Source organism: Serinicoccus profundi, assembly GCF_008001015.1.
Lineage (GTDB): Bacteria > Actinomycetota > Actinomycetes > Actinomycetales > Dermatophilaceae > Ornithinicoccus > Ornithinicoccus profundi.
Genome location: NZ_CP042862.1, coordinates 173,132 through 192,451, shown reverse-complemented (window position 1 = coordinate 192,451; position 19,320 = coordinate 173,132). Strand labels below are relative to the sequence as shown.

Here is a 19,320-nt window from a genome sequence, read left to right as displayed (position 1 = left end):
CGGCAGGACGCCGTGGGCCCGCAGCGCGGCGCGGGTCGACCGGGGTGCCCGCACGTGCTCGGCGCCCGACGCGAGGAGCACGAGCCCCACGGCCAGTGCCGTCGCGGCGGTGAGCACGCTCACCGGACCAGCTCCACGCTCACCTGGGCCATCGAGGAGATGACGGTGTCGACGATCTCCTCGCTGCCCGGCATGCCGTAGGTGACGAAGTCGGCGCTCTCCAGCACGGCATACGGGTGGCGCTCCTCGCCAGAGGACCGGGCCAGCAGGCCGCCGCGCACCTGAGCGCCCGCGGAGCGGCCGGCCTGCAGCTGCCCGGTGCGGGCCCGACGGATGTCGAGGAGGTAGCCCATCGGGCCGGTGCCCTCGACGGCCGGGGCGGGCGCGAGCTCGACGACCTGGGCCAGGGTCTGCGTGCGGTAGGGCGACCAGCTGGTCCGGCCCGCCGGGGTGAGGACCGGGCCGAGCGGGTCGGCCTGCACGTCGATGTCGGCGAGGTAGCCGGCGAGGGTCTCGACGTCCATCGTCGGCACGGTGTGGCCGTAGACCTGATGCCCCTCGACGGCGACGGCCCAGCCGACACCTTGCTGCGGGTCACCCCCGAACCGGCCGTAGCGCAGCGTGCGGCCCTCGCGCAGCCCGACCTCGCGGTCCAGGGTCGTGCCGGTCACCTCGAGGTAGAACGCGAGGTCCGCCTCCACGCCGGAGGTGACCTCCAGCTGACCGGCGCCGTCCAGCGCCAGCACGGCCAGCGAGGTGCCCCCGGGAAGGGCGGTGGCGTCCGGCACGTCGACGCGCACAGCATCGCCCGAGAGCAGGCGGTGGGTGGTCTCCATGATGTCCCTCTCCTCAGCCGACCCGTGCGCCGACCTGGTCCATGACGACGGAGCTCAACGCGCCCTGCCCGCCGAGCAGCACGCCGCGCAACGGGTCCAGGGCGCTCAGCGCCGTCCGCGCGTCGCTCACCAGCTGGTCCTGCCGGGTGAGGACGACCGGCACCCCCTGGCTGCCCGCCCGGGCCGCGCCCACGAGGGCGTCCGGGAACGCGGTGCCGGTCGCGACGTAGACCCGCGAGGGCTCGGCGTCGAACTGCCGGGCGATGGCCGAGGCGACGGCATACCTGTTGCTGCCGGTGATGCGCGTGACCGAGCCGGAGGTGTGCCGCCGCAACTGGTCGACGACGGTGTCGGAGACGGCGACCGGGCCGCCGACGACGACGATCCGCCCCGGGTCGAGGCGGGCGATCTGCTCCTCCACCGCCGGGTGCAGCCCGGACTGCGGGGTGAGCAGGACGGGGACGCCCTGGTCGCCCGCGCGGGCGCCGATGGCGAGGGCGTCGGGGAAGTTCGCGCCGCTCGCGACGTAGAGCACCGGACGACCCGGGGAGTATGCCGCGGCGAGGGCCGCCGAGACGTCGTAGCGGGTCGCGCCGGTCACCCGGCTCGTGGACCCGGCGTAGGCGCCGGCCTCGCGGGCCACGCCGAGCTCACCGCCCCCGTCCCGCCGAGCACGACGAGGCGCTGCGGCGCGAGGCGGTCCAGCTGGGCCGCGGTGTCGCCGGGCAGGCTGGTCGAGCGGGTCAGCAGCACCGGGGCACCACGGTGGGCGGCGAGGGCCGAGGCCCCGATGGCATCCGGGAAGTTCTCCCCCGTGGCGAGGTAGGCGACCGGCACCCCGGCCGGGTAGGTCGCCGCGATCCGGGCGGCGGAGGCATACCGGTCGGACCCGGAGATGCGGGAGACCGGGGCGCTGCGGCAGGTGTAGACCTGCACGTTGTCGATGTCCCATCGGGTGGTCGCGCCGGACTGGCTGCGATGCTCGAACCACGTGCCGAGGTCGCCGCCCTCGTCGTCCGTCGCCGCCGTCACGTCGTAGACCCGGCCGTCCCAGGAGTCGTCGGCGTAGACCCGCAGGTCGACGGAGTTGACCTGCGCGCGGGTGTAGGCGGAGTTGCCCTGGGTGCCGCGTGTCGAGAGGCCGAGCATCGTGCGGCGGTCGACCGAGACCTCGAGGTAGGGCAGGAAGAAGTGGTCGCTGGGATCGCTGGAGGAGACCACGGCCCGGGCGGCCGAGCCGTCGCGCGAGGAGACCAGGCCCCAGCCGTTGGTGAAGCGGGACTGCGGGATCGCGGAGTCCATGCTGTAGGCGCCGACGCTCACCCGGCGGGTCATGCCCTCCGGGCACGGCGCCTGGCCCAGCCCGGACCAGTCCACCGCGGTCGCCGTGGCCGCCTGCAGCTGTCCGGCGTCCGACTCGTCCGTGCCGTCGCCCTGTGCGGTGGAGGTCGTGGTCAGGCCGGCCAGCGCGAGCCCCGCGACCATCAGCCCGGAGGTCGTCAGTGTGCGCCTACGGCGTGCTGCCCTCATCGCGTGCCCCTTCTCCTCGACCTGGACCTGTCCACCGTATGACGCGATGGCCGGTGTCCGACGTTGCCCCGCGGCTCGGGAGACGATGCAGCGGATCCGCCGCGGACCAGGAGGGTGGGCCTCAGCGGTCGGCGTCCTCGACCGCCGCCTCGTGCTCCTCCTGCTGGCGCGCCAGCTCGGCCTCGCGCTCCTTCTCCTCGCGCTCCTGCGTGGCGCGCTTCTCCCGCTCCTGCTCCTCGCGGATCCGCTGCGCCTCCAGACCGGGAGCCGCGGAGACCCGCTCCGCCTCGATCGCCTCGGCCTCGACGGCCACCCAGGTGAACCCGTCGACCTCGCCCGTGGGCTCGAGGTCCGCGCCCTCCTGCACGGCCCGGACCGCCTCGGCGGTGAGCGGGCCGAAGCTGCCGTCGACCTCGACGCCAAGCAGCTCCTGCAGCACGGCGACCGCGCCGCCGGAGTAGGGGGTGTCCTCGCTGCCCTCGATCACGGCTCGGGCGGCCAGCTCACCGTCCGGGTCGGCGCCGATGTCGCGGCTGCCCTCGGCGAGTTCGACGTCGCGCAGCGCCATCGTCGGGTGGACCGCGCGCTCGAGGTAGACCCAGGTCAAGGGGGTGACGACCGCCGGCTCGTCACCGCGACGCTCGGCCTGCTCGGCGAGCACCGGGATGGTCTGCTCCCACTCGGCGAGCGCCTCGGCGGTCTGGGGCCCGAAGTCGCCGTCCGGCTCGGCCCCGAGGGCCTCCTGCAGGGCGACGACGGCCTCACCGGTCTCGCCCTCGGTCAGCGTCAGCCGCTTGTAGGGCGTGAACCGGGAGACCTGCCAGTCCTCCGGCGTGATGGCGCGGGCCGACTCGGGGACCTCCTCGAGGTCCCAGCCCTGCGCGGCGGCGTAGGTCAGGGCGTCCGCGACACCGGTCGCCGGGAGGTCGTGCTCGGTCTGCCACTCGACGAGCGCCCGCCGGGTCTGCTGGTCGAGCACGCCCGTGGCCTCGATGCCGAGGACGGACTGCAGCATCGAGACTCCCGCTCCCGCCTCACCCGGGCGCACCCGGCCGAAGTCGGTCCGCGGGGCGGCGAGCGCGGGCTCGAGGCACTCCTCGAACCGCGGGAAGGTGTGCAGCGCGGCATACTCCAGCGCGACCGTGTCGCACGGCCCGAGGTCGGGCTCGGTCACCGCGACGCCGGTCCACCAGGAGGTCCGCATCATCGCGCCGTCCCAGGTGAAGGAGAGGTGCACGTGGTCGGTGTGCGGGCTGGGCCCGACGTAGTGCCGCCACTCGTTGTCGTCCTTCATGAAGACGAGGCCGTTCCAGATGATGTACTCGATCCCGAAGCGGCGCATCATCTCGCCGTCGTTCTCAGTCAGCCAGGCGACCGCGGCGTCGCCGATGCGACGCTCGTGCGGGTCGAAGGCGTTGAGCGTCCAGTCAAGCGCGCGGCCGTCGTGGTGCTGGCTCATGTAGTCGATGCACGGCCGGGCGCCCGACCAGGCCTCGCGGCCGTAGTGGTCGGTGAGGAGCAGGGCGAAGGCGGTGACGCCCGGCCGGTCCTCGGGGTCGCAGGAGAGCTGGTCCTGGTAGGACGTGTCGGCGTCGACCTCGACCGGGAGCCCGTCGTTCTCGGGGGGCGCGGGGACGGGGTAGGCCGGGTCCTGCGGCAAGGGGGCGAAGGTCGCCGCCCCGGCCGGCGAGCCGCTGTGGGAGTAGCCGGCGCCTCCGGGGGTGGGCGCGGGGGTGCTGCCCACGGCGGCACCCGCGCCCTCCCCGGAACCCCCGGTGCCCGGGTCGGCACCCTCGGCGCCCGGGTCGGCCTGACCTGCGGCGCCGGACTGGCCTGCTGCCCCGGACTGGTCGCCGGCCGCCGACGCGGCGGGGTCGACCTGGGTCTCCTCGTCCGCCAGGGCCATCGAGGTCGACAACGCCAACGTCCCCGTGAGCAGCGAGGCCACCAGCAGGCGTGCCCCTCCCCGACGCCGTCCCCCAGTGCCTACCATCGCCTGCCAACCCCTGACTGATCCGTGGGCGCGAGAGCGCCGAGACTCTTACTTGTCTGTGTCGCGTCGTGGTCCACGCCGCGCAGCGCCGAACGCCACCCGCAGGTAGGACTCGACGCTGGTCGGAAGCCTACGTCGGCCCCCTCGTGCGCGGTACCCCCGTCTGCCAATCTTTGCCAACTCGTGACTGCGCACTTCCCCACGAACCCCAACAACCACATACGTTACACGTGCCCCACTGGCCGCGGCTGGCCGACCGCCCGCGTTCACCGGACCGTGACCTTTTCGTCGGGTGACGGACGGTCTCCATGGGCTACGTTGCTACCGGCGGGCTCAGTGACGAGTTCGCGACGCACATCCCCCCGCGAGGAGAACTCAACGCATGTCCCCCCGAACCCCCTCCGCACGTCGTGGTCTCGTGGCCGTCGGCGCAGCGGTCGCCCTCGTCGGTGGCGGAGCGGTCGCCGCGACGAGCGCGCCCAGCCTGCCGACAGCCCCCGAGATCGAGGACCCGACCCAGGTGCACCGCATCGCGGGCACCGACCGCTACGAGACCGCCGCCGAGATCGCCCGCGCCTTCCCCGCGGACGCGACCGACACCATAGTCGTCGCCTCCGGCGAGGTCTTCCCCGACGCGCTGAGCGCGCAGATGCCCTCCACCTCCGCCGGTGCCGCCGGTGGCATGGCCCGTCCGGACGCCGACGGCGCCGGCCTGCCGGTGCCCATGCTGCTCACCAAGCAGGACGCCCTGCCCGGCGCGACCGCGTCCGCACTCACCGACCTCGCCCCGAGCCAGATCATCATCGTGGGTGGCACCGTCGCCATCTCCGCGGACGTCGAGGCCGAGCTTGAGAGCTTCGGCGCCGAGGTGGTGCGGATCTCCGGGGAGAACCGCTACGACACCTCCGCGGAGATCGCCTCCCTCTTCCCGACCGGCCTGCCCGTCCTCTACCTCGCGACCGGCACCGACTTCCCGGACGCCCTCACGGGTGGAGCCCGCGCCGGGCGCGACGGCGCACCGATGCTGCTCACCGACCCGGACACCCTGCGCCCCAGCACCGCCGACGCGATCGAGGCGCTGCAGCCGCAGTCCGTGGTCGTCCTCGGTGGCTCCGGCGCCGTCTCCGACGAGGTCGTCGAGTCGGTCACCGCCCTGGTCCCCGACACGACCCGGGTCTTCGGCGCCAACCGCTACGAGACGGCCGTCGCCCTCGCCGCCTCCTACGAGTTCGACTCGGTGGCCTACGTCGCCAGCGGCGAGAACTACCCGGACGCGCTCACCGGCGGCGCCCTCGCGGCATACCACGGTGGTCCGCTGCTGCTCAGCCGCGCGGACAGCGTGCCCGAGCCGACCGTCGCCGCGCTCGACCGCCTCTCTCCTCAGGGCGTCGTCCTCTTCGGTGGGGAGGGTGCGCTGAGCGAGCTCGGCGTCGCCACCCCGCTCAACACCTGGCTGCCGCTCTGGGTCGACGAGCTCGTCGTCCAGATGCTGTCGTTCAACGACTACCACGGGCACATCGAGGAGGAGGACGGCACGCTCGACGAGGAGCAGGACCCCGACCAGAACCTCGTCGGCGGCGCGGTCAACCTCAGCTCCACGCTGGATGCGCTGCGCACCCGCTCCTTCGACGAGCAGTCGCTGACGGTCGCCGCGGGTGACCTCATCGGCGGGTCGACCTTCGTCTCCGGCCTCTTCCAGGACGAGCCGTCGGTCGAGACCCTCGAGATCGCGGGGCTGGACATCTCCGGTGTCGGCAACCACGAGTTCGACGAGGGTGTCGAGGAGCTGCTGCGGATGCAGAACGGCGGCTGCCACCCCGAGCGCGGCTGCTTCGAGGAGGAGCCCTACGACGGCGCCGACTTCCAGTGGCTCGCCGCCAACGTCGTGGACAAGGAGTCCGGCGAGTCCGTCCTGCCGGCGACCGAGGTCCGCACCGTCGACGATGTCGACGTGGGCTTCATCGGGATGACCCTGGAGGAGACCCCCACCCTAGTCAGCCCCGGTGGCGTGGCCAGCGTCGAGTTCCTCGACGAGGTCGAGACCGCCAACGCCCAGGCCGCCGAACTGCGCGAGCAGGGCGTGGAGTCGATCGTCGTGCTGCTGCACGAGGGCGGCTACCAGAGCGGGACCTACCGTGAGTGCGAGGGCGTCTCGGGCCCGGTCGTGGAGATCGCCGAGAACCTCGACCCCGCCATCGACGCGGTCGTCACCGGCCACACCCACGAGCCCTACGTCTGCTCGATCCCCGACCCGTCCGGCGCCGACCGCCTGGTCACCAGCGCCAACCAGTACGGCCGGGTGGTGACCGAGACCGCGCTCACCATCTCCCGCGAGAGCGGTGACGTGATCCGCGAGCGGGCCTACGCCGACAACAACCTCGTGCTCCAGTCGATCGACGACGACCCGGAGATGGCTGCCGCCGTCGACAAGTGGGTCGCCCGTGGCGAGGTGCTCGGCGGCGAGGTCGTCGGCACCGTCGTCGAGGACATCACCGGTGACGCCGGTGGCGACCGCGGCATCGAGACCCCGATGGCCGACCTCATCGCCGACTCCATCCTCTACGGCACCGACGGTGACGACGAGGGTGGCGCACAGATCTCCTTCATGAACGTCGGTGGCGTGCGCGACAGCTTGCTCGTCGACGAGATCAGCAACGAGGAGGCGCCCGGTGAGGTCACCTACCAGGAGGCCTACGACGTCATGCCGTTCGGCAACATCCTCGTGTCGATCGACATGACCGGTGCCGACATCAAGGCGGTCCTGGAGCAGCAGTTCGTCCCGGACCGCGGCCGTCAGTACCTCGCGCTCGGCGTCTCCGAGGGCTTCACCTACACGTGGGACGACGAGCAGCCCGAGGGCAGCAAGGTGAGCGACATGCAGCTCGACGGCGTGGCGCTGGAGATGGATCAGACCTACCGGGTCTCGACCCTCAACTTCCTCCAGCAGGGCGGCGACAGCTTCACCGCCTTCACCGAGGGCACCAACCTCGTCGGCGGCCCGGAGGATCTCGCCAACCTGGTGGACTACCTGCGCGCCAACCCGGACCTCACCGCTCCGGAGAGCCGCGTCGACGGTCTGTGAGGCACGCGGTCACACCCGGCGCCACCAGCGCCGGGTGAGCACCCCGGTCTGAACGCACGAGGGGCCGCCACCCATCCGGGTGGCGGCCCTTCGGCATACCTGGTGCGGAGCGTGCCGGGAGCGCGGGGTGCGGGGTGCGGGGAGGATCCGTGCACGCGCAGGCATCCTCACCACCACAGCCACCCCGGGCGGGAAGGATCGGTGCACGCGCAGCCATCCTCACCACAAGTGCCACCCCACACGGGAAGGATCGGTGCACGCGCAGCCATCCTCACCACCACAGCCACCCCGGGCGGGAAGGATCGGTGCACGCGCAGGCATCCTCACCACCCCAGCCACCCCGGGCGGGAAGGATCGGTGCACGCGCAGCCATCCTCACCGGCGAGACGCACGACCTGGCCACCGCGGCGGAGGTCGGCAAGATCCTGCACGAGGTGCGGCGCGCCTCCTTCGAGGACCACGAGATCGCGCTGCCGCCGCTCTACTACGGCACGGTCGACGCCACCCCGCTGTGGATCTGCCTGCTGCACGACACGTGGCGGTTCGGCCTGCCCACCGAGGGCCTGCGCGAGTTCCTCCCCACCCTCCAGGCGGCGCTGGGCTGGATGGAGCGCAGCGTCGCGCAGTCCACGGACGGCCTGCTGCGCTACCTCGACGACTCCGGGCACGGCCTGTCCAACCAGGGGTGGAAGGACTCCGGCGACGCCATGCGCCGCGCCGACGGCAGCATCGCCCCGGCCCCCATCGCCCTGCTCGAGGCCCAGGGGTATGCCGTGGAAGCTGCCCGCGGCGCGGCCCGGCTCCTCGAGGCGCTCGGCGAGGGCGACCCCGCCGGGTGGCGCTCGTGGGCGGACGCCCTGGCCGGTCGGGTCCGCGACCACTTCTGGGTCGGCTCGGGCGAGGAGGCCTACCTCGCCATGGCGCTGGACCGCGACGGACGCCCGGTCGATGGCGTCGGGTCCAACATGGGGCACGTCCTGGAGACGGGCCTGCTCACCGAGGAGGAGTCGGCACGCGTCGTCCGCCGGCTCATGCGACCCGACCTGCTCACCCCCTTCGGCGTGGCCACGCTGTCCGCGGACAACCCGGCCTACAACCCGCTCGGCTACCACACCGGATCGGTCTGGACCCACGACACCGCGATCGCGCTGCGCGGCCTGGTCGCCACCGGTCACCGGGCCGAGGCGGACATCGTCATCGAGGCGCTGCTGCGACTGGCCCAGGCCGTGGACGGGCGCTTCCCGGAGCTCACCTCCGGTGAGCCCCTGGGGTCCACCGCGGTGCCCTACCCCGCGTCATGCCGGCCGCAGGCGTGGTCGGCCGCGACCGCCGGCGTCCTCATGACCGCCGCCGTCGGGCTGGAGGTCGACGTGCCGGGCGGGGTCGTGCGGACCGACCCGTCGGGGGTGCTGCCGCGTCAGTGGCGCCTGCAGGGGGTCACGGTGGCGGGCGAGGAGCTGACGCTCGAAGGGGGCCCGGAGCCACGGTCCTGACCCAGGGACCGTCCACGCGGTAGCATCGTCGAAGTTGTTCAACGATCGTCACACTTTTGTCACAGCTGGAGAGGTGGCCGCAGCGATGGGGCAGGCGCGCTACACCGTCAAGCAGGTGGCGGATCTCACCGGTGTGGCACCGGCCACCCTGCGTGCCTGGGAGCGTCGGTATGCCGTCGTCGCCCCGCAGCGCAGCTCCTCGCGCTACCGGCTCTACGACCAGGCCGACGTGCGCCGCCTCACCCGTATGGCCGAGCTCGTCCGCGAGGGGAGCCCGGCCTCGCTCGCGGCCACCCAGGTGCGGGACGAGGAGTCGGTGCAGAACGCCACCGCCGAGTTCCGCAGCGTGGACGGACCGCCGGTCGCCGACCTCATCGAGGCCGCCCAGCGCTACGACCAGCAGCTGCTCACCCGGGTGCTCGACCGCGCGTTGTCCAAGGTGTCCTTCGAGCACGCGCTGGAGGGCTGGCTCATGCCCGCCCTCACCGAGCTGGGTCGGGCCTGGGAGCGGGGGGAGGTCGACGTCGGCAGCGAGCACTTCGTGTCGGCCGCCGTCCACCGACGCCTCTCGGCGGCCTTCGACGCAGCCGGGCTCAACGAGGGCGCGCCCGTCGCGCTCGTGGGCCTGCCTGCGGGGGCGCTGCACCAGCTCGGGGCGCTGGCCTTCGCCGTCTGCCTGCGCCGGCAGGGCATCGACGTGCGCTTCCTCGGCGCGGATGTCCCGCACGCCAGCTGGGAGCACTCGGTCCGGACCCTGAACCCCGCCGGGGTGGTGGTCTCGGTGCCGATGCCCCGGGACGCCGAGGCGGCGGCCGAGCTCATCGCGAGCCTCGAGGAGTCCCACCCCACCCTGCGGGCGTGGGTCGGGGGCCACGGCACGGCCGACCGCGCACTCGGCACCCCGCTGCCACCCTCCGCCGTGGAGGCCGCGCGCACCGTGTCGCGCGACCTCCTGCGGCGCTGACGGGCTCCGCTCAGAGGTTCTCGTCGACGAACTCCCGGGCGACCTCCGCCGGGTCCTCGCCCTCGCTCTGCACCTGCACCATCATCGAGGTGAGGTTGTCGGTGTCCAGCGCGGCCGAGACCTCGTTGAGGGTCTCCTCGATGGTCGGGGTGACCGCATCGGCCCGGATGAGGGGCACGACGTTCTGGGCGGCGAAGAGGGACTCCGGGTCCTCGAGCACGACGAAGTCGTTCTCCTCGATGGCCGGGTTGGTGGTGAAGATGTTGGCGACGTCGACCTGGCCGTTGGCCAGGGACTGCACGGTGAGGTTGGCGCCCGCCGCCAGGGACCGGAAGCTGGCGAACTCCAGGCCGTAGACCTCGCTCAGCCCGTCGACGCCGTTGGGCCGGCTCTCGAACTCCGGCGGTCCGCCAAGGGTCAGGTCGCCGGCGTGGTCGGCCAGGTCGGCGATGCTCGTGAGGTCGAGCTCCTCGGCCGTCTCGGCGGTGACGACGAGGGAGTCCTTGTCCTCGGCCTCGCTGATCTCCAGCACCTGCATCTCCTCGGGGAGGTTCTCCTGCAGGTCGGCCAGGACATCCTCGGAGGAGGTCGCGGTGATCTCGGGGTTGAGGAAGGTCGCGAGGCCACCGGTGTACTCGGGGATGGCGTCGATCGAGCCGTCCTCGATGCCGGCGATGTAGGCCTCGCGGCTGCCGATGTTGAGCTGGGTGTCGACCTCCACCCCGGCGTCGTCGAGGGCCGCGGCGTAGATCTCGGCGAGCAGCTCGTTCTCCGGGAAGTTGGCCGAGCCGATGGTGAGGCTGCCGGCGTCGCCGCCGGCTTCACCGCTGCTGCCGGCGTCGGCGTTGTCGCCGCCGGTGTCGGTGTCCATGGGGTCGCCTCCGCCGCCGCAGGCGGCGAGGCCGAGGGTGGCACTCAGGGCGAGGGTGATCACTGCGGTGCGGCGCATGAGGGGGTCCTCCCGGTGGGGTTCGGTTGCTTGGTCAAACGTCCGGCCCGAGCGCGGTATGCCGCGCCCAGGTCACGATGTGGTCACGAGATCGGTGCGCCATCAGTGCTCCTTGGCCACCACGAGCCCGGGTGAGACGACGAGCCGTTGGATCCCGGCCATGACGAGGTCGACGAGCAGCGCCAGCAGCGCCACGACGATCGCTCCCCCAGCCATGACGTCGTACTGGCGCGAGGCCTGCCCGTCGATGAGGTAGCGCCCGAGCCCGCCGATCCCGACGATCGCGGCGATGGTGGCGGTGGCGATGATCTGCAGCATGGCCGAGCGCAGCCCGGAGAGCAGCAACGGCAGTGCCGCCGGGACCTCCACCTGCCACAGGATCTGGGCCTCGGTCATCCCCACGCCCCGGGCGGCATCACGCGCGGCGGGGTCGACCGCCTCCACCCCGGCATAGGTGCCCGAGAGGATCGGCGGGACGGCGAGCAGGACGAGGACGAGGATGACCGGCAGCTCGAAGGCCAGGTCACCCTCGAGCCGGGGCAGCAGGATGAGGGTGGCGACGAAGAGCACGCCGAGCGAGGGGATCGCCCGGAACGCACCGGCGAGGTTGATCGCCAGCCAGCGACCGCGGCCGGTATGCCCGATGAAGAGGCCGACCGGCACCGCGACCAGCGCCGCGAGCACCAGAGCGATGAGCGAGATCCGCAGGTGCGTGAGGCTCTGGGCGAGGATGCCGCCGGGGCCGGTCCAGGTGGCGGGATCGGTGAGCCACTGCCAGGTGAGGCCGATCATCGGGCCACCCCCGTCCGGAGCCACGGGGTCAAGGCCCGGGAGAGCAGCGCGATCCCCGCGTCGAGCACCAGGGCCAGCGCCACGCAGGCGCCGATCCCGACGAGGATGGGCCCCATGTCGTTGCGGTTGAAACCCTCGGTGAACAGCTGACCGAGCTGGCTGACGCCGATGAGCGCGGCCACCGAGACGATCGAGACGTTGCTCACCGCGGCGACCCGCAACCCGGCCGTGATGACAGGCACGGCGAGCGGCAGGTCGACGACCAGGGTGCGCCGCAGCTCGCCGTAGCCCATCGCCGTCGCGGCCTGCCGGGTCGCTCCCGGGACCGAGCCGAGCCCGTCGGCCACCGTCCGGGTGAGCAGGGCCACGGAGTAGAGGGTCATGGCGACGAGCACGTTGGCGTCGTCGAGGACCCGGGTGCCCAGCACCAGCGGCAGCAGGATGAACAACGCCAGCGACGGGATGGTGTAGAGCAGGCCGGTGCCCGCGATCATCGGCGGCGCCACCCAGCGGTAGCGCGTCGCCAGCCACCCGAGCGGGAGGCTGATGAGCAGACCCAGCAGCAGCGGCACCCCGGCGAGGTAGAGGTGGCGCAGCAGGAGGTCCCCGATCGTGGACCAGGCCACCCCGCCGATCACGCGCGCCCCAGGGCCTCGAGGACCTGCTGGGCCCGCACCGTCCCGACGACGCGGCCACCCTCGACGACGACGCCGCGACCGGACGGCGCCGACAGCGCGGCGTCGAGGAACACCCGGGCGCTGTCACCGACGTCGGCGAGCGACCCCATACGGTGCAGCTCCTCCTGGCGCACCGGGCCGCCCGAGCCGTCGCGGTCCACCCACCCCAGCGGTTCCTGGGCCTCGTCGACGACGAGCACCCAGCCTCGCCCTGCGGCGACGTCCTCACCCAGGGTGACCGTCGCCTCCGGGCCGGGCTGGATCCGGGCCTCGGTGAAGCCGAGCTTGCGGTAGCCGCGGTCCTTGCCGACGAAGCTCGCGACGAAGTCGTCGGCGGGCTCGGTGAGCAGCTCGCCGGGGGTCGCGAGCTGGGCCAGGTGGCCGCCCTGGCGCATCACCGCGACGTGGTCGCCGAGGCTGATCGCCTCGTCGATGTCGTGGGTGACGAGGACGACGGTGATGCCGAGCTCGCGCTGCAGGCGTCGGACCTCGTTCTGGAGGTCGGTGCGGACCAGCGGGTCGACCGCGCTGAACGGCTCGTCCATGAGGACGACCTCAGGGTCGCTGGCGAGCGCCCGGGCGACGCCCACGCGCTGCTGCTGACCGCCGGAGAGCTGGGCGGGGTAGCGCGAGGCCTGGTCGGCGGTGAGACCGACCTTCTCGATCGCCTCCATCGCGGCGGTCCGGGCCCGCCCCTTGTCCCACCCGATGAGGGTCGGCACCGTCATGACGTTGGCCAGGACGGTGCGGTGCGGGAACAGCCCGGCGTGCTGGATGACGTAGCCGATCGAGCGGCGCAGCTGGGCCGGCTTGCGCTGCGCGACGTCCTCGTCGTTGATGAGGATCCGCCCCTCGGTCGGCTCGACCATGCGGTTGATCATGCGCAGGCTCGTGGTCTTGCCGCAGCCCGACGGGCCCACGAAGACGGTGATGTCGCCCCGCGGCACCTCCAGGGACAGGTCGTCCACGGCGGTGGTGCCGTCGGGGTACCGCTTGGTCACGGACTCGAACCGAATCATCGCCCTGACCCTACGGTGCCGCACCGACAGAGGCGACTCGTGCCGACGCCTCACGCGCCCGCCTCAGCGCGGGGGTGCCGCCCCCTGCTCCGGGCCCGCCAGCAGCGCGAGCAGACGCCGCGCCTCCCCCTGCACACCGCGGACCGGCCGGCACCGAGGTAACGCCGGGGGTCGACGGTGTCCGTGGAGACCAGCGTCGAGCGGATCGCCTCGGTGAGGACGACGTTGAGGTGGGTGGCGAGGTTGATCTTGGTCATCCCGACGCGCACGGCCGCGGCGAGCCCGTCGTCGGCGACCCCGGAGGAGCCGTGCAGCACCAGCGGCACCGGGACGCGGCGGGCCAGCTCGTCGATGAGGTCGAGGTCCAGCGCGGCGGTCCGGGTGGTCATCGCGTGGGAGCTGCCGACCGCGACGGCGAGCGCGTCGACGCCGGTGTCGGCCACGAAGCGCGCGGCGTCACCGGGGTCGGTCCGCACCCCGGGGGCGTGGACGCCGTCCTTGCCGCCGACCTCCCCCAGCTCGGCCTCGATGCTGACCCCCGCAGCGTGGCACAGCTGAACCATCTGCGCGGTGACCCGGCGGTTCTGCTCGTCGTCGAGGTGGGACCCGTCGAACATCACGGAGGACAGACCGAGCTCGACCGCCTCCCGGACGAGATCGGTGCTCTCGGCGTGGTCGAGGTGGACCACGACGGGCTGGGCGCATGCCTCGGCCAGGGCCAGCGAGGCGAGCGCCAGGGGGCGCAGACTGCCGTGGTAGCGCACGCAGTTCTCGCTGATCTGCAGGACCATGGGCCGTCCAGCCTCCTCGGCTGCCGCGACGTAGGCCTCGGCGTCCTCGAGCTGGATGACGTTGAACGCCGCGACCCCCTGACCCTTCTCACGGGCGCGCCGCAGGATCGGGGTGAGGGTGCTCAGGGGCATGGTCGGCTCCAGGGGAGATCTGCTGGGGGTCTGAGGGTCACGCGGAGGTCGGGGGTGGCCCGTCGAGCCGGACGAGTGGCCGCTGCCGGGCCACGTCGGCGGGGTCGAGGTCACCGGCCAGCGGGGAGAGCACGGCGGCCGCCGACCACGCGACGACGTCGCGCAGCAGCGCGTCGTGGTCCGGTATGCCGACGCCGGCCAGGTGGGCGGCGACCGCCGCGGTCGCGGCGTCCCCGGCACCGGCCGGGTTGCCGGTGAGTCGCTCGCCGGGGCGTGCGGTCCGCACCACCTCCGCGGCCCCCTCCCCGGAGACGAGCACGACGCCGTCCGCACCGCAGCTGATGAGCGCGGCTCGCGCACCAGCGGCCACCAGCGCCCTGGCGGAGGCCACCGGGTCGACCTCGCCCGGTGGTGGCGGCGGCCTCGGCCTGGTTGGGCTTGACCACGGCCGGGCGCGCGGGCAGGGCGGCCTCCAGGGCCGCGCCGAGCCGTCGACGACGACCGCCGCCCAGCGCCGCCCGGCCTCGGCGACCAGCGCCCCGACGGCCGCCGGGGCCAGCCCCTCGGGCAGGCTCCCGCAGAGGGCGAGCACGTGGCGGCTGCCGGGGTCGGCAGGGTGCTCCAGCTGCTCCAGGACGAGACCCGACAGCGCACGCCATACCTGCGGCGGCGGAGCCGCACCAGGCTCGTTGAGGACCGTCGCGGCGCCCTGATCGTCCACGACGGCGACGCTGGCGCCGGTCCGGTAGGGGTCGTCCACGACCACGACGCGGGAGCCGATCCCCCGCTCCTCCAGCTGCGCCCCCCACCACGACGCCGTCGCCGCGTCGAGGTGCACGACCGAGAGCGCCGGGACCCCCATGAGGGTGAGCACCGCCGCGGTGTTGACCCCTTTGCCCCCCGCCCGTCGGGCCGGGGCGTCGACGCGGGCGGACTCCCCCACGTGCAGCCGGTCGACCCGGTAGGTGAGGTCGATCGCCGGGTTGGGCGTGAGCGTGACGATCACGCCGTCACCTGCTCCTGCTCCTGCCCGAGGACCAGGGCGCCGAGGGCGGCGGCGCGGTCGCCCAGCGAAGCGAGCCGCACCTGCACCGTGCGGCCGGGCAGCAGCGCCCGCAGGCGCGCGTCGACCGGCTCCCGGAGCCTCTCCCCGGCCTGCGCCAGCCCGCCGCCGAGGATGACCCGCTCGGTGCCGGCCGCAGCGACCACCGGGGCCAGCACCCCCGCCAACGCCCCCACCGCCGCGTCGAGGAGGCGCTGGGCGCGGGAGTCACCGGCGCCGACCGCCCCGAGGAGATCCCGGGCGTCGCGCCGGGCGCCGGTCGTCTCGCTCCAGAGCCGGCCGAGGGCTCCCGCGCTGGCGACCGCCTCGAGGCAGCCCCGCCCACCGCACCCGCACGGCGGCCCCTCGGGGTCGACGACGACGTGGCCGATCTCGCCGGTCCAGACCGACCCCGTGACCAGGCGCCCGCCGGTGAGCAGGGCCCCGGCCAACCCGGTCCCGACGGGGACGAAGAGCACGTCGTCGACGCCTCGGGCGGCACCGAAGCGGTGCTCGCCCAGCAGCCCGGCCCGCACGTCGTGCCCGACGGCGACCGGGAGCTGGAGCTCTCGGGTGAGCAGGGCCCGCAGGTCGAGGTCGCGCAGCCCGACGTTGGCGGCCCACTGCACCTGACCCGCCCGGTCGTCGACGAGCCCGGGGACCACGACCCCGAGCCGGGCCGGTGTCACGTCGAGGTCGCGCAGGATGCGGCGGACGTGGTCGACGAGGCCCGCACCGAGGTCGTCCGGGGTGTCGTGCACGACGTGGGTGGCGCGGTCCAGCCCCTCGTCACCCCCGCGGGTCAGGGCCACCGACTTCGTCCGGGTGCCGCCGATGTCGATGCCGACGGCGGGCAGCCTGGCGCGGTCCGCAGCGGCCACGGGGCCTCCTCCCCACTATCGTCGTGAGTGTTTGTGATGACTTGGAGGCAGATTAGCGCACGATCACGCAGAAGAGTGGCCCGGCCACGCGCTCCCGGACCTACCGACGGGCCCCACCCACGGCGGCGCGGACCGCGTCGCGGTAGGGCGTCGCCCCGCCGGGGGGTGCACCGACGAGGTCGCGCAGGTCGTCCTCCTGGCACACGACCTCGTGGACCAGCGAGCCGACGAGCGGCTTGGCGACCCCCGCGTCGACCGGGGTGACCAGGCCGACCCAGTGGCTGGCCAACCACGGGGTGAGCACCGGCACGGTGACGATGAGCCGGTGCGCCAGGCCGGTCTCCTCCGCGAAGCCCTGCATCATCGCGCGGTAGGTCAGCACGTCGGGGCCGCCGATGTCGAAGGTGCGGTTGACCTCCGGGGGCAGGTCGGCGGCGGCCACGAGGTAGTGCAGCACGTCGTCGATCCCGATCGGCTGGATCCGGTTCTTGAGCCACTTGGGGGCCACCATGACCGGCAGCCGCTTGGTGAGGTGGCGCAGCATCTCGAAGCTCGCCGAGCCCGACCCGATGACGGTGGCCGCCTGGAGGACGGCGGTCGGGACACCGGAGGCCATGAGGATCTCGCCGACCTCGACCCGGGAGGCCAGATGCTTGGAGAGCTTGCCCTGGGGGTGCAGCCCGGAGAGGTAGACGATCCGCCCGACACCGGCCTCCCGCGCCGCACGACCGAACTCGCGAGCCAACCTGCGGTCGCGCTCCACGAAGTCGCCCGAGCCGTCCATCGAGTGGATGAAGTAGTAGGCCAGGTCGACGTCGGCGAGCGCGGACTCGAGGTCGGAGCGCTCGCTCGCGTCACCCTCGCTGACCTGCACCCGGTCCGCCCACTCCTGCGGGAGCTTGTCGGCCGAGCGGGTGAGCACGCGGACGGTATGCCCGGCCTCCAGCAGGCGCGGCACCATGAGCCCGCCGATGTAGCCGGTGGCCCCGGTCACCAGGGCCCGTCGCGTGTCAGGGGTCGATGCGGTCATGGGTCAGCTCACGATCTGTAGGAGGGGAGGGAGGAGCAGGAGCATCCCGGCGGACCAGGTGACGTGCGTGATGGCCGGGCCGAGGATCCCGCCGGTGACCCGGCGCTGCAGCCCGCACACGAGGCCGATGACGACGGCGGCGAAGACGAGGAGGGGCACGCCGGAGCCGACGGTGGCGAGGGCATACACGGCGGTGGTGGCGAGCACCGTCCACCGTTGCGGGATCGCGGCGTAGAGCGCGCCGCGGAAGAAGATCTCCTCGGCGATGCCGTTGACCACGGTGATGAGCAGGACGAGCGGCAGGGAGGCGAACCTCGCGTGGTCGAGCAGGTCGTCGACCGGCCCGGCCAGCACCGGGACGCGGGCCACGACCAGGGCGCCGGCGAGGAAGAGCGCGAGCAGCAGGAGCCCCAGGGCCAGCGACTGCACGATCGGCCGGGCGTAGTGGCCGCCACGGGTATGCCCCCGGCCGAGGTAGAGACGCCCGGACGCGAAGGCCCCCACGACCCACACGCCCGCGAGGGCGGTCGTGCCGAGGTAGAACCACGGGTTGCCCGGCTCGAGCTGCAGCGACCACCACAGCAGGGCGGCGCCGGCCAGCAGGGTGAGGACCGACACGACGCGCCGGCGGCGCAGGACCTGCGGCGGGTCACGGTGGTCGCGCGGCACCGGCGTGACCAGGGCGGCCCGCAGGAAGGCACGCAGCTCTGTGACCGGATTCACGCTCCCCACCCTGTCTCACGCGGCACCGTCGTGCCTCCTCAAGCTCGCCTCCGACAATCCTTTGACAAACATTGTGCAGCATGATGCTCCTTGGCGCCAGATGGAGGGTGTGACGTGTCACGCAACACCTCCTCCGGGTCGCCCGGCGCTCAACGCCGCGACCACCGGCCCCCGACAGGGACTTCGGGGCGCCCAGCACCACGAGACATGCCCCGGCGCCGCACCTGCGGCCCGGGGCATACCTCGTGCGGGCCCGGACTCTCGTGCCCACCCGGGGTGCGGGCGGGTGCCCGCCCCGCCTCAGCCCGCGGCCACCGGGCCGCGGGTCGGCCGGCTGAGGACGACCTGGCCCACGTCGATCGAGCCCGCCGTGAAACCGGCCTGGCAGTAGGCGAAGTAGAACTCCCAGATCCGCCGGAACCGCTCGTCGAAGCCGAGGTCCTGCACGGTCGGCCAGGCCGCGAGGAAGGTCGTCCGCCACCGGCGCAACGTCTCGGCGTAGTGCTGGCCGAAGGCGTGGAACTCCCGCAGTCGCAGACCCGTGTGCGCCGTGCAGGTGCGCTCGATGGCGTCCACGCTCGGCAGGGCCCCGCCGGGGAAGATGTACTTCTGGATCCAGCCGTAGGTGTTACGGGTCGACAGGTAGCGGTCGTGCGGCAGGGTGATCGCCTGCACCACCGCGGTGCCGCCCGGGGCCAGCCGCGCGTCGATCGTGGCGAAGTAGGTCGGCCAGAACTCCTCACCGACCGCCTCCACCATCTCGACCGAGACCACGGCGGCGTCGAACTCCCCCTCGACCTCGCGGTAGTCCTGCAGCCGGACCTCGACCCGGTCGGCCAGGCCGGCCTCGGCGATCCGCTTCTCGGCGAGCGCCGCCTGCTCCCGCGACAGGGTGATCGTCAGCACCTGCGCGCCGCGCTACGCCGCCCGCATGGCCAGGGTGCCCCAGCCGGTCCCGATCTCCAGCAGCCGCGTGCCGTCCCGGACACCGGCGCGGTCCAGGGCCGCGTCGACCTTGCGCAGCTGGGCGTCGGCGAGGGTCTGGGCCTCCCACGGCTCGTTCTCGTCGAAGAGCGCGCAGGAGTAGGTCATCGACTCGTCGAGGAAGGCCGTGAACATCTCGTTGGACAGGTCGTAGTGCGACTCGATGTTGCGCCGCGACCCGGTCATCGTGTTGCGCGTCGAGCGCGGCAAGGCCTGGTCGGCCAGGTGGCGCAGGGCCCGCACCGGCCCGGGCAGGCCGTCGGAGAGGCGCTCGGCGAAGGGCATGAGCACGGCGGCCAGGTCGTGGCCGGGCGCCGGGCTCCAGTCGCCCTCGGTGTAGCCCTCGCCGACCGCCACCTTGTGCGAGGCGCCCAGCCGGGCGTAGAAGCTCTCCGCGTCGTG

The 19,320-nt window shown here is 73.3% G+C and carries 16 protein-coding genes and 1 pseudogene; 3 read left to right on the top strand and 14 right to left on the bottom strand.

Annotation, left to right across the window (positions count from 1 at the left end):
* Nucleotides 1-119: 119 nt before the first annotated feature.
* The 4 genes from FA582_RS00855 to FA582_RS00840 all read right to left on the bottom strand — a co-directional run bounded on the left by FA582_RS00855 (nt 120) and on the right by FA582_RS00840 (nt 4,314).
* Complete coding sequence (locus tag FA582_RS00855; RefSeq protein ID WP_010145957.1) at nt 120-836, bottom strand: hypothetical protein; 717 nt, start codon at nt 834-836, stop codon at nt 120-122.
* 13 nt (nt 837-849) lie between these two features.
* Nucleotides 850-1,479, bottom strand: a complete 630-nt coding sequence (locus FA582_RS00850) for a cell wall-binding repeat-containing protein (RefSeq protein ID WP_147899709.1) — start codon at nt 1,477-1,479, stop codon at nt 850-852.
* Nucleotides 1,434-2,321 carry a cell wall-binding repeat-containing protein gene (locus tag FA582_RS00845; protein ID WP_147899708.1) on the bottom strand — a complete coding sequence of 296 codons (888 nt, stop codon included), beginning with the start codon at nt 2,319-2,321 and terminating at the stop codon, nt 1,434-1,436. The genes FA582_RS00850 and FA582_RS00845 overlap by 46 nt, the downstream gene beginning before the upstream one ends.
* A 166-nt stretch (nt 2,322-2,487) precedes the next feature.
* Complete coding sequence (locus FA582_RS00840) at nt 2,488-4,314, bottom strand: peptidoglycan-binding domain-containing protein (RefSeq protein WP_010145959.1); 1,827 nt, start codon at nt 4,312-4,314, stop codon at nt 2,488-2,490.
* A 427-nt stretch (nt 4,315-4,741) separates the two neighbouring features.
* Here FA582_RS00840 and FA582_RS00835 point away from each other — a divergent pair, with 427 nt between their 5' ends.
* The 3 genes from FA582_RS00835 (at nt 4,742) to FA582_RS00825 (ending at nt 9,898) form a co-directional block, all read left to right on the top strand.
* The gene (locus FA582_RS00835; protein WP_010145960.1) at nt 4,742-7,441 is read left to right on the top strand and encodes a cell wall-binding repeat-containing protein; all 2,700 of its coding nucleotides are present in this window, start codon (nt 4,742-4,744) and stop codon (nt 7,439-7,441) included.
* Nucleotides 7,442-7,746: 305 nt separating this feature from the next.
* Complete coding sequence (locus FA582_RS00830; RefSeq protein ID WP_158640844.1) at nt 7,747-8,934, top strand: amylo-alpha-1,6-glucosidase; 1,188 nt, start codon at nt 7,747-7,749, stop codon at nt 8,932-8,934.
* A gap of 73 nt (nt 8,935-9,007) precedes the next feature.
* Nucleotides 9,008-9,898: a MerR family transcriptional regulator gene (locus tag FA582_RS00825; protein ID WP_141567424.1), complete on the top strand. Its 891-nt coding sequence runs from the start codon at nt 9,008-9,010 to the stop codon at nt 9,896-9,898.
* Between the two features lie 10 nt (nt 9,899-9,908).
* On the opposite strand, the gene FA582_RS00820 is transcribed toward FA582_RS00825, so the two are convergent.
* The 10 genes and pseudogenes from FA582_RS00820 to FA582_RS00775 form a co-directional block, all read right to left on the bottom strand.
* Nucleotides 9,909-10,847 carry an ABC transporter substrate-binding protein gene (locus tag FA582_RS00820; RefSeq protein ID WP_010145963.1) on the bottom strand — a complete coding sequence of 313 codons (939 nt, stop codon included), beginning with the start codon at nt 10,845-10,847 and terminating at the stop codon, nt 9,909-9,911.
* A 102-nt stretch (nt 10,848-10,949) separates the two neighbouring features.
* A complete protein-coding gene (locus FA582_RS00815; RefSeq protein WP_010145964.1) occupies nt 10,950-11,639 on the bottom strand; it encodes an ABC transporter permease in 690 nt (229 codons plus the stop codon).
* The gene (locus tag FA582_RS00810) at nt 11,636-12,265 is read right to left on the bottom strand and encodes an ABC transporter permease (protein ID WP_033228399.1); all 630 of its coding nucleotides are present in this window, start codon (nt 12,263-12,265) and stop codon (nt 11,636-11,638) included. Before FA582_RS00810 ends, FA582_RS00815 begins: the two co-directional genes overlap by 4 nt.
* A gap of 8 nt (nt 12,266-12,273) precedes the next feature.
* Nucleotides 12,274-13,335, bottom strand: coding sequence for an ABC transporter ATP-binding protein (locus FA582_RS00805; protein WP_010145966.1), 1,062 nt, complete (start codon nt 13,333-13,335; stop codon nt 12,274-12,276).
* 50 nt (nt 13,336-13,385) lie between these two features.
* A complete protein-coding gene (locus tag FA582_RS00800; protein WP_010145967.1) occupies nt 13,386-14,258 on the bottom strand; it encodes a class II fructose-bisphosphate aldolase in 873 nt (290 codons plus the stop codon).
* Between the two features lie 37 nt (nt 14,259-14,295).
* Nucleotides 14,296-15,264, bottom strand: a complete 969-nt coding sequence (locus FA582_RS00795; RefSeq protein WP_147899706.1) for a PfkB family carbohydrate kinase — start codon at nt 15,262-15,264, stop codon at nt 14,296-14,298.
* Nucleotides 15,261-16,181, bottom strand: a complete 921-nt coding sequence (locus FA582_RS00790; RefSeq protein WP_010145969.1) for an ROK family protein — start codon at nt 16,179-16,181, stop codon at nt 15,261-15,263. Before FA582_RS00790 ends, FA582_RS00795 begins: the two co-directional genes overlap by 4 nt.
* Nucleotides 16,182-16,281: 100 nt before the next feature.
* Entirely contained in the window at nt 16,282-17,211 is a 930-nt protein-coding gene (locus FA582_RS00785) for an NAD(P)H-binding protein (protein WP_010145970.1), read from the bottom strand.
* Nucleotides 17,212-17,214: 3 nt separating this feature from the next.
* Nucleotides 17,215-17,934, bottom strand: a complete 720-nt coding sequence (locus tag FA582_RS00780; protein WP_010145971.1) for a CPBP family intramembrane glutamic endopeptidase — start codon at nt 17,932-17,934, stop codon at nt 17,215-17,217.
* A 300-nt stretch (nt 17,935-18,234) separates the two neighbouring features.
* A pseudogene (locus FA582_RS00775) lies at nt 18,235-19,104 on the bottom strand (class I SAM-dependent methyltransferase).
* Nucleotides 19,105-19,320: the final 216 nt, after the last annotated feature.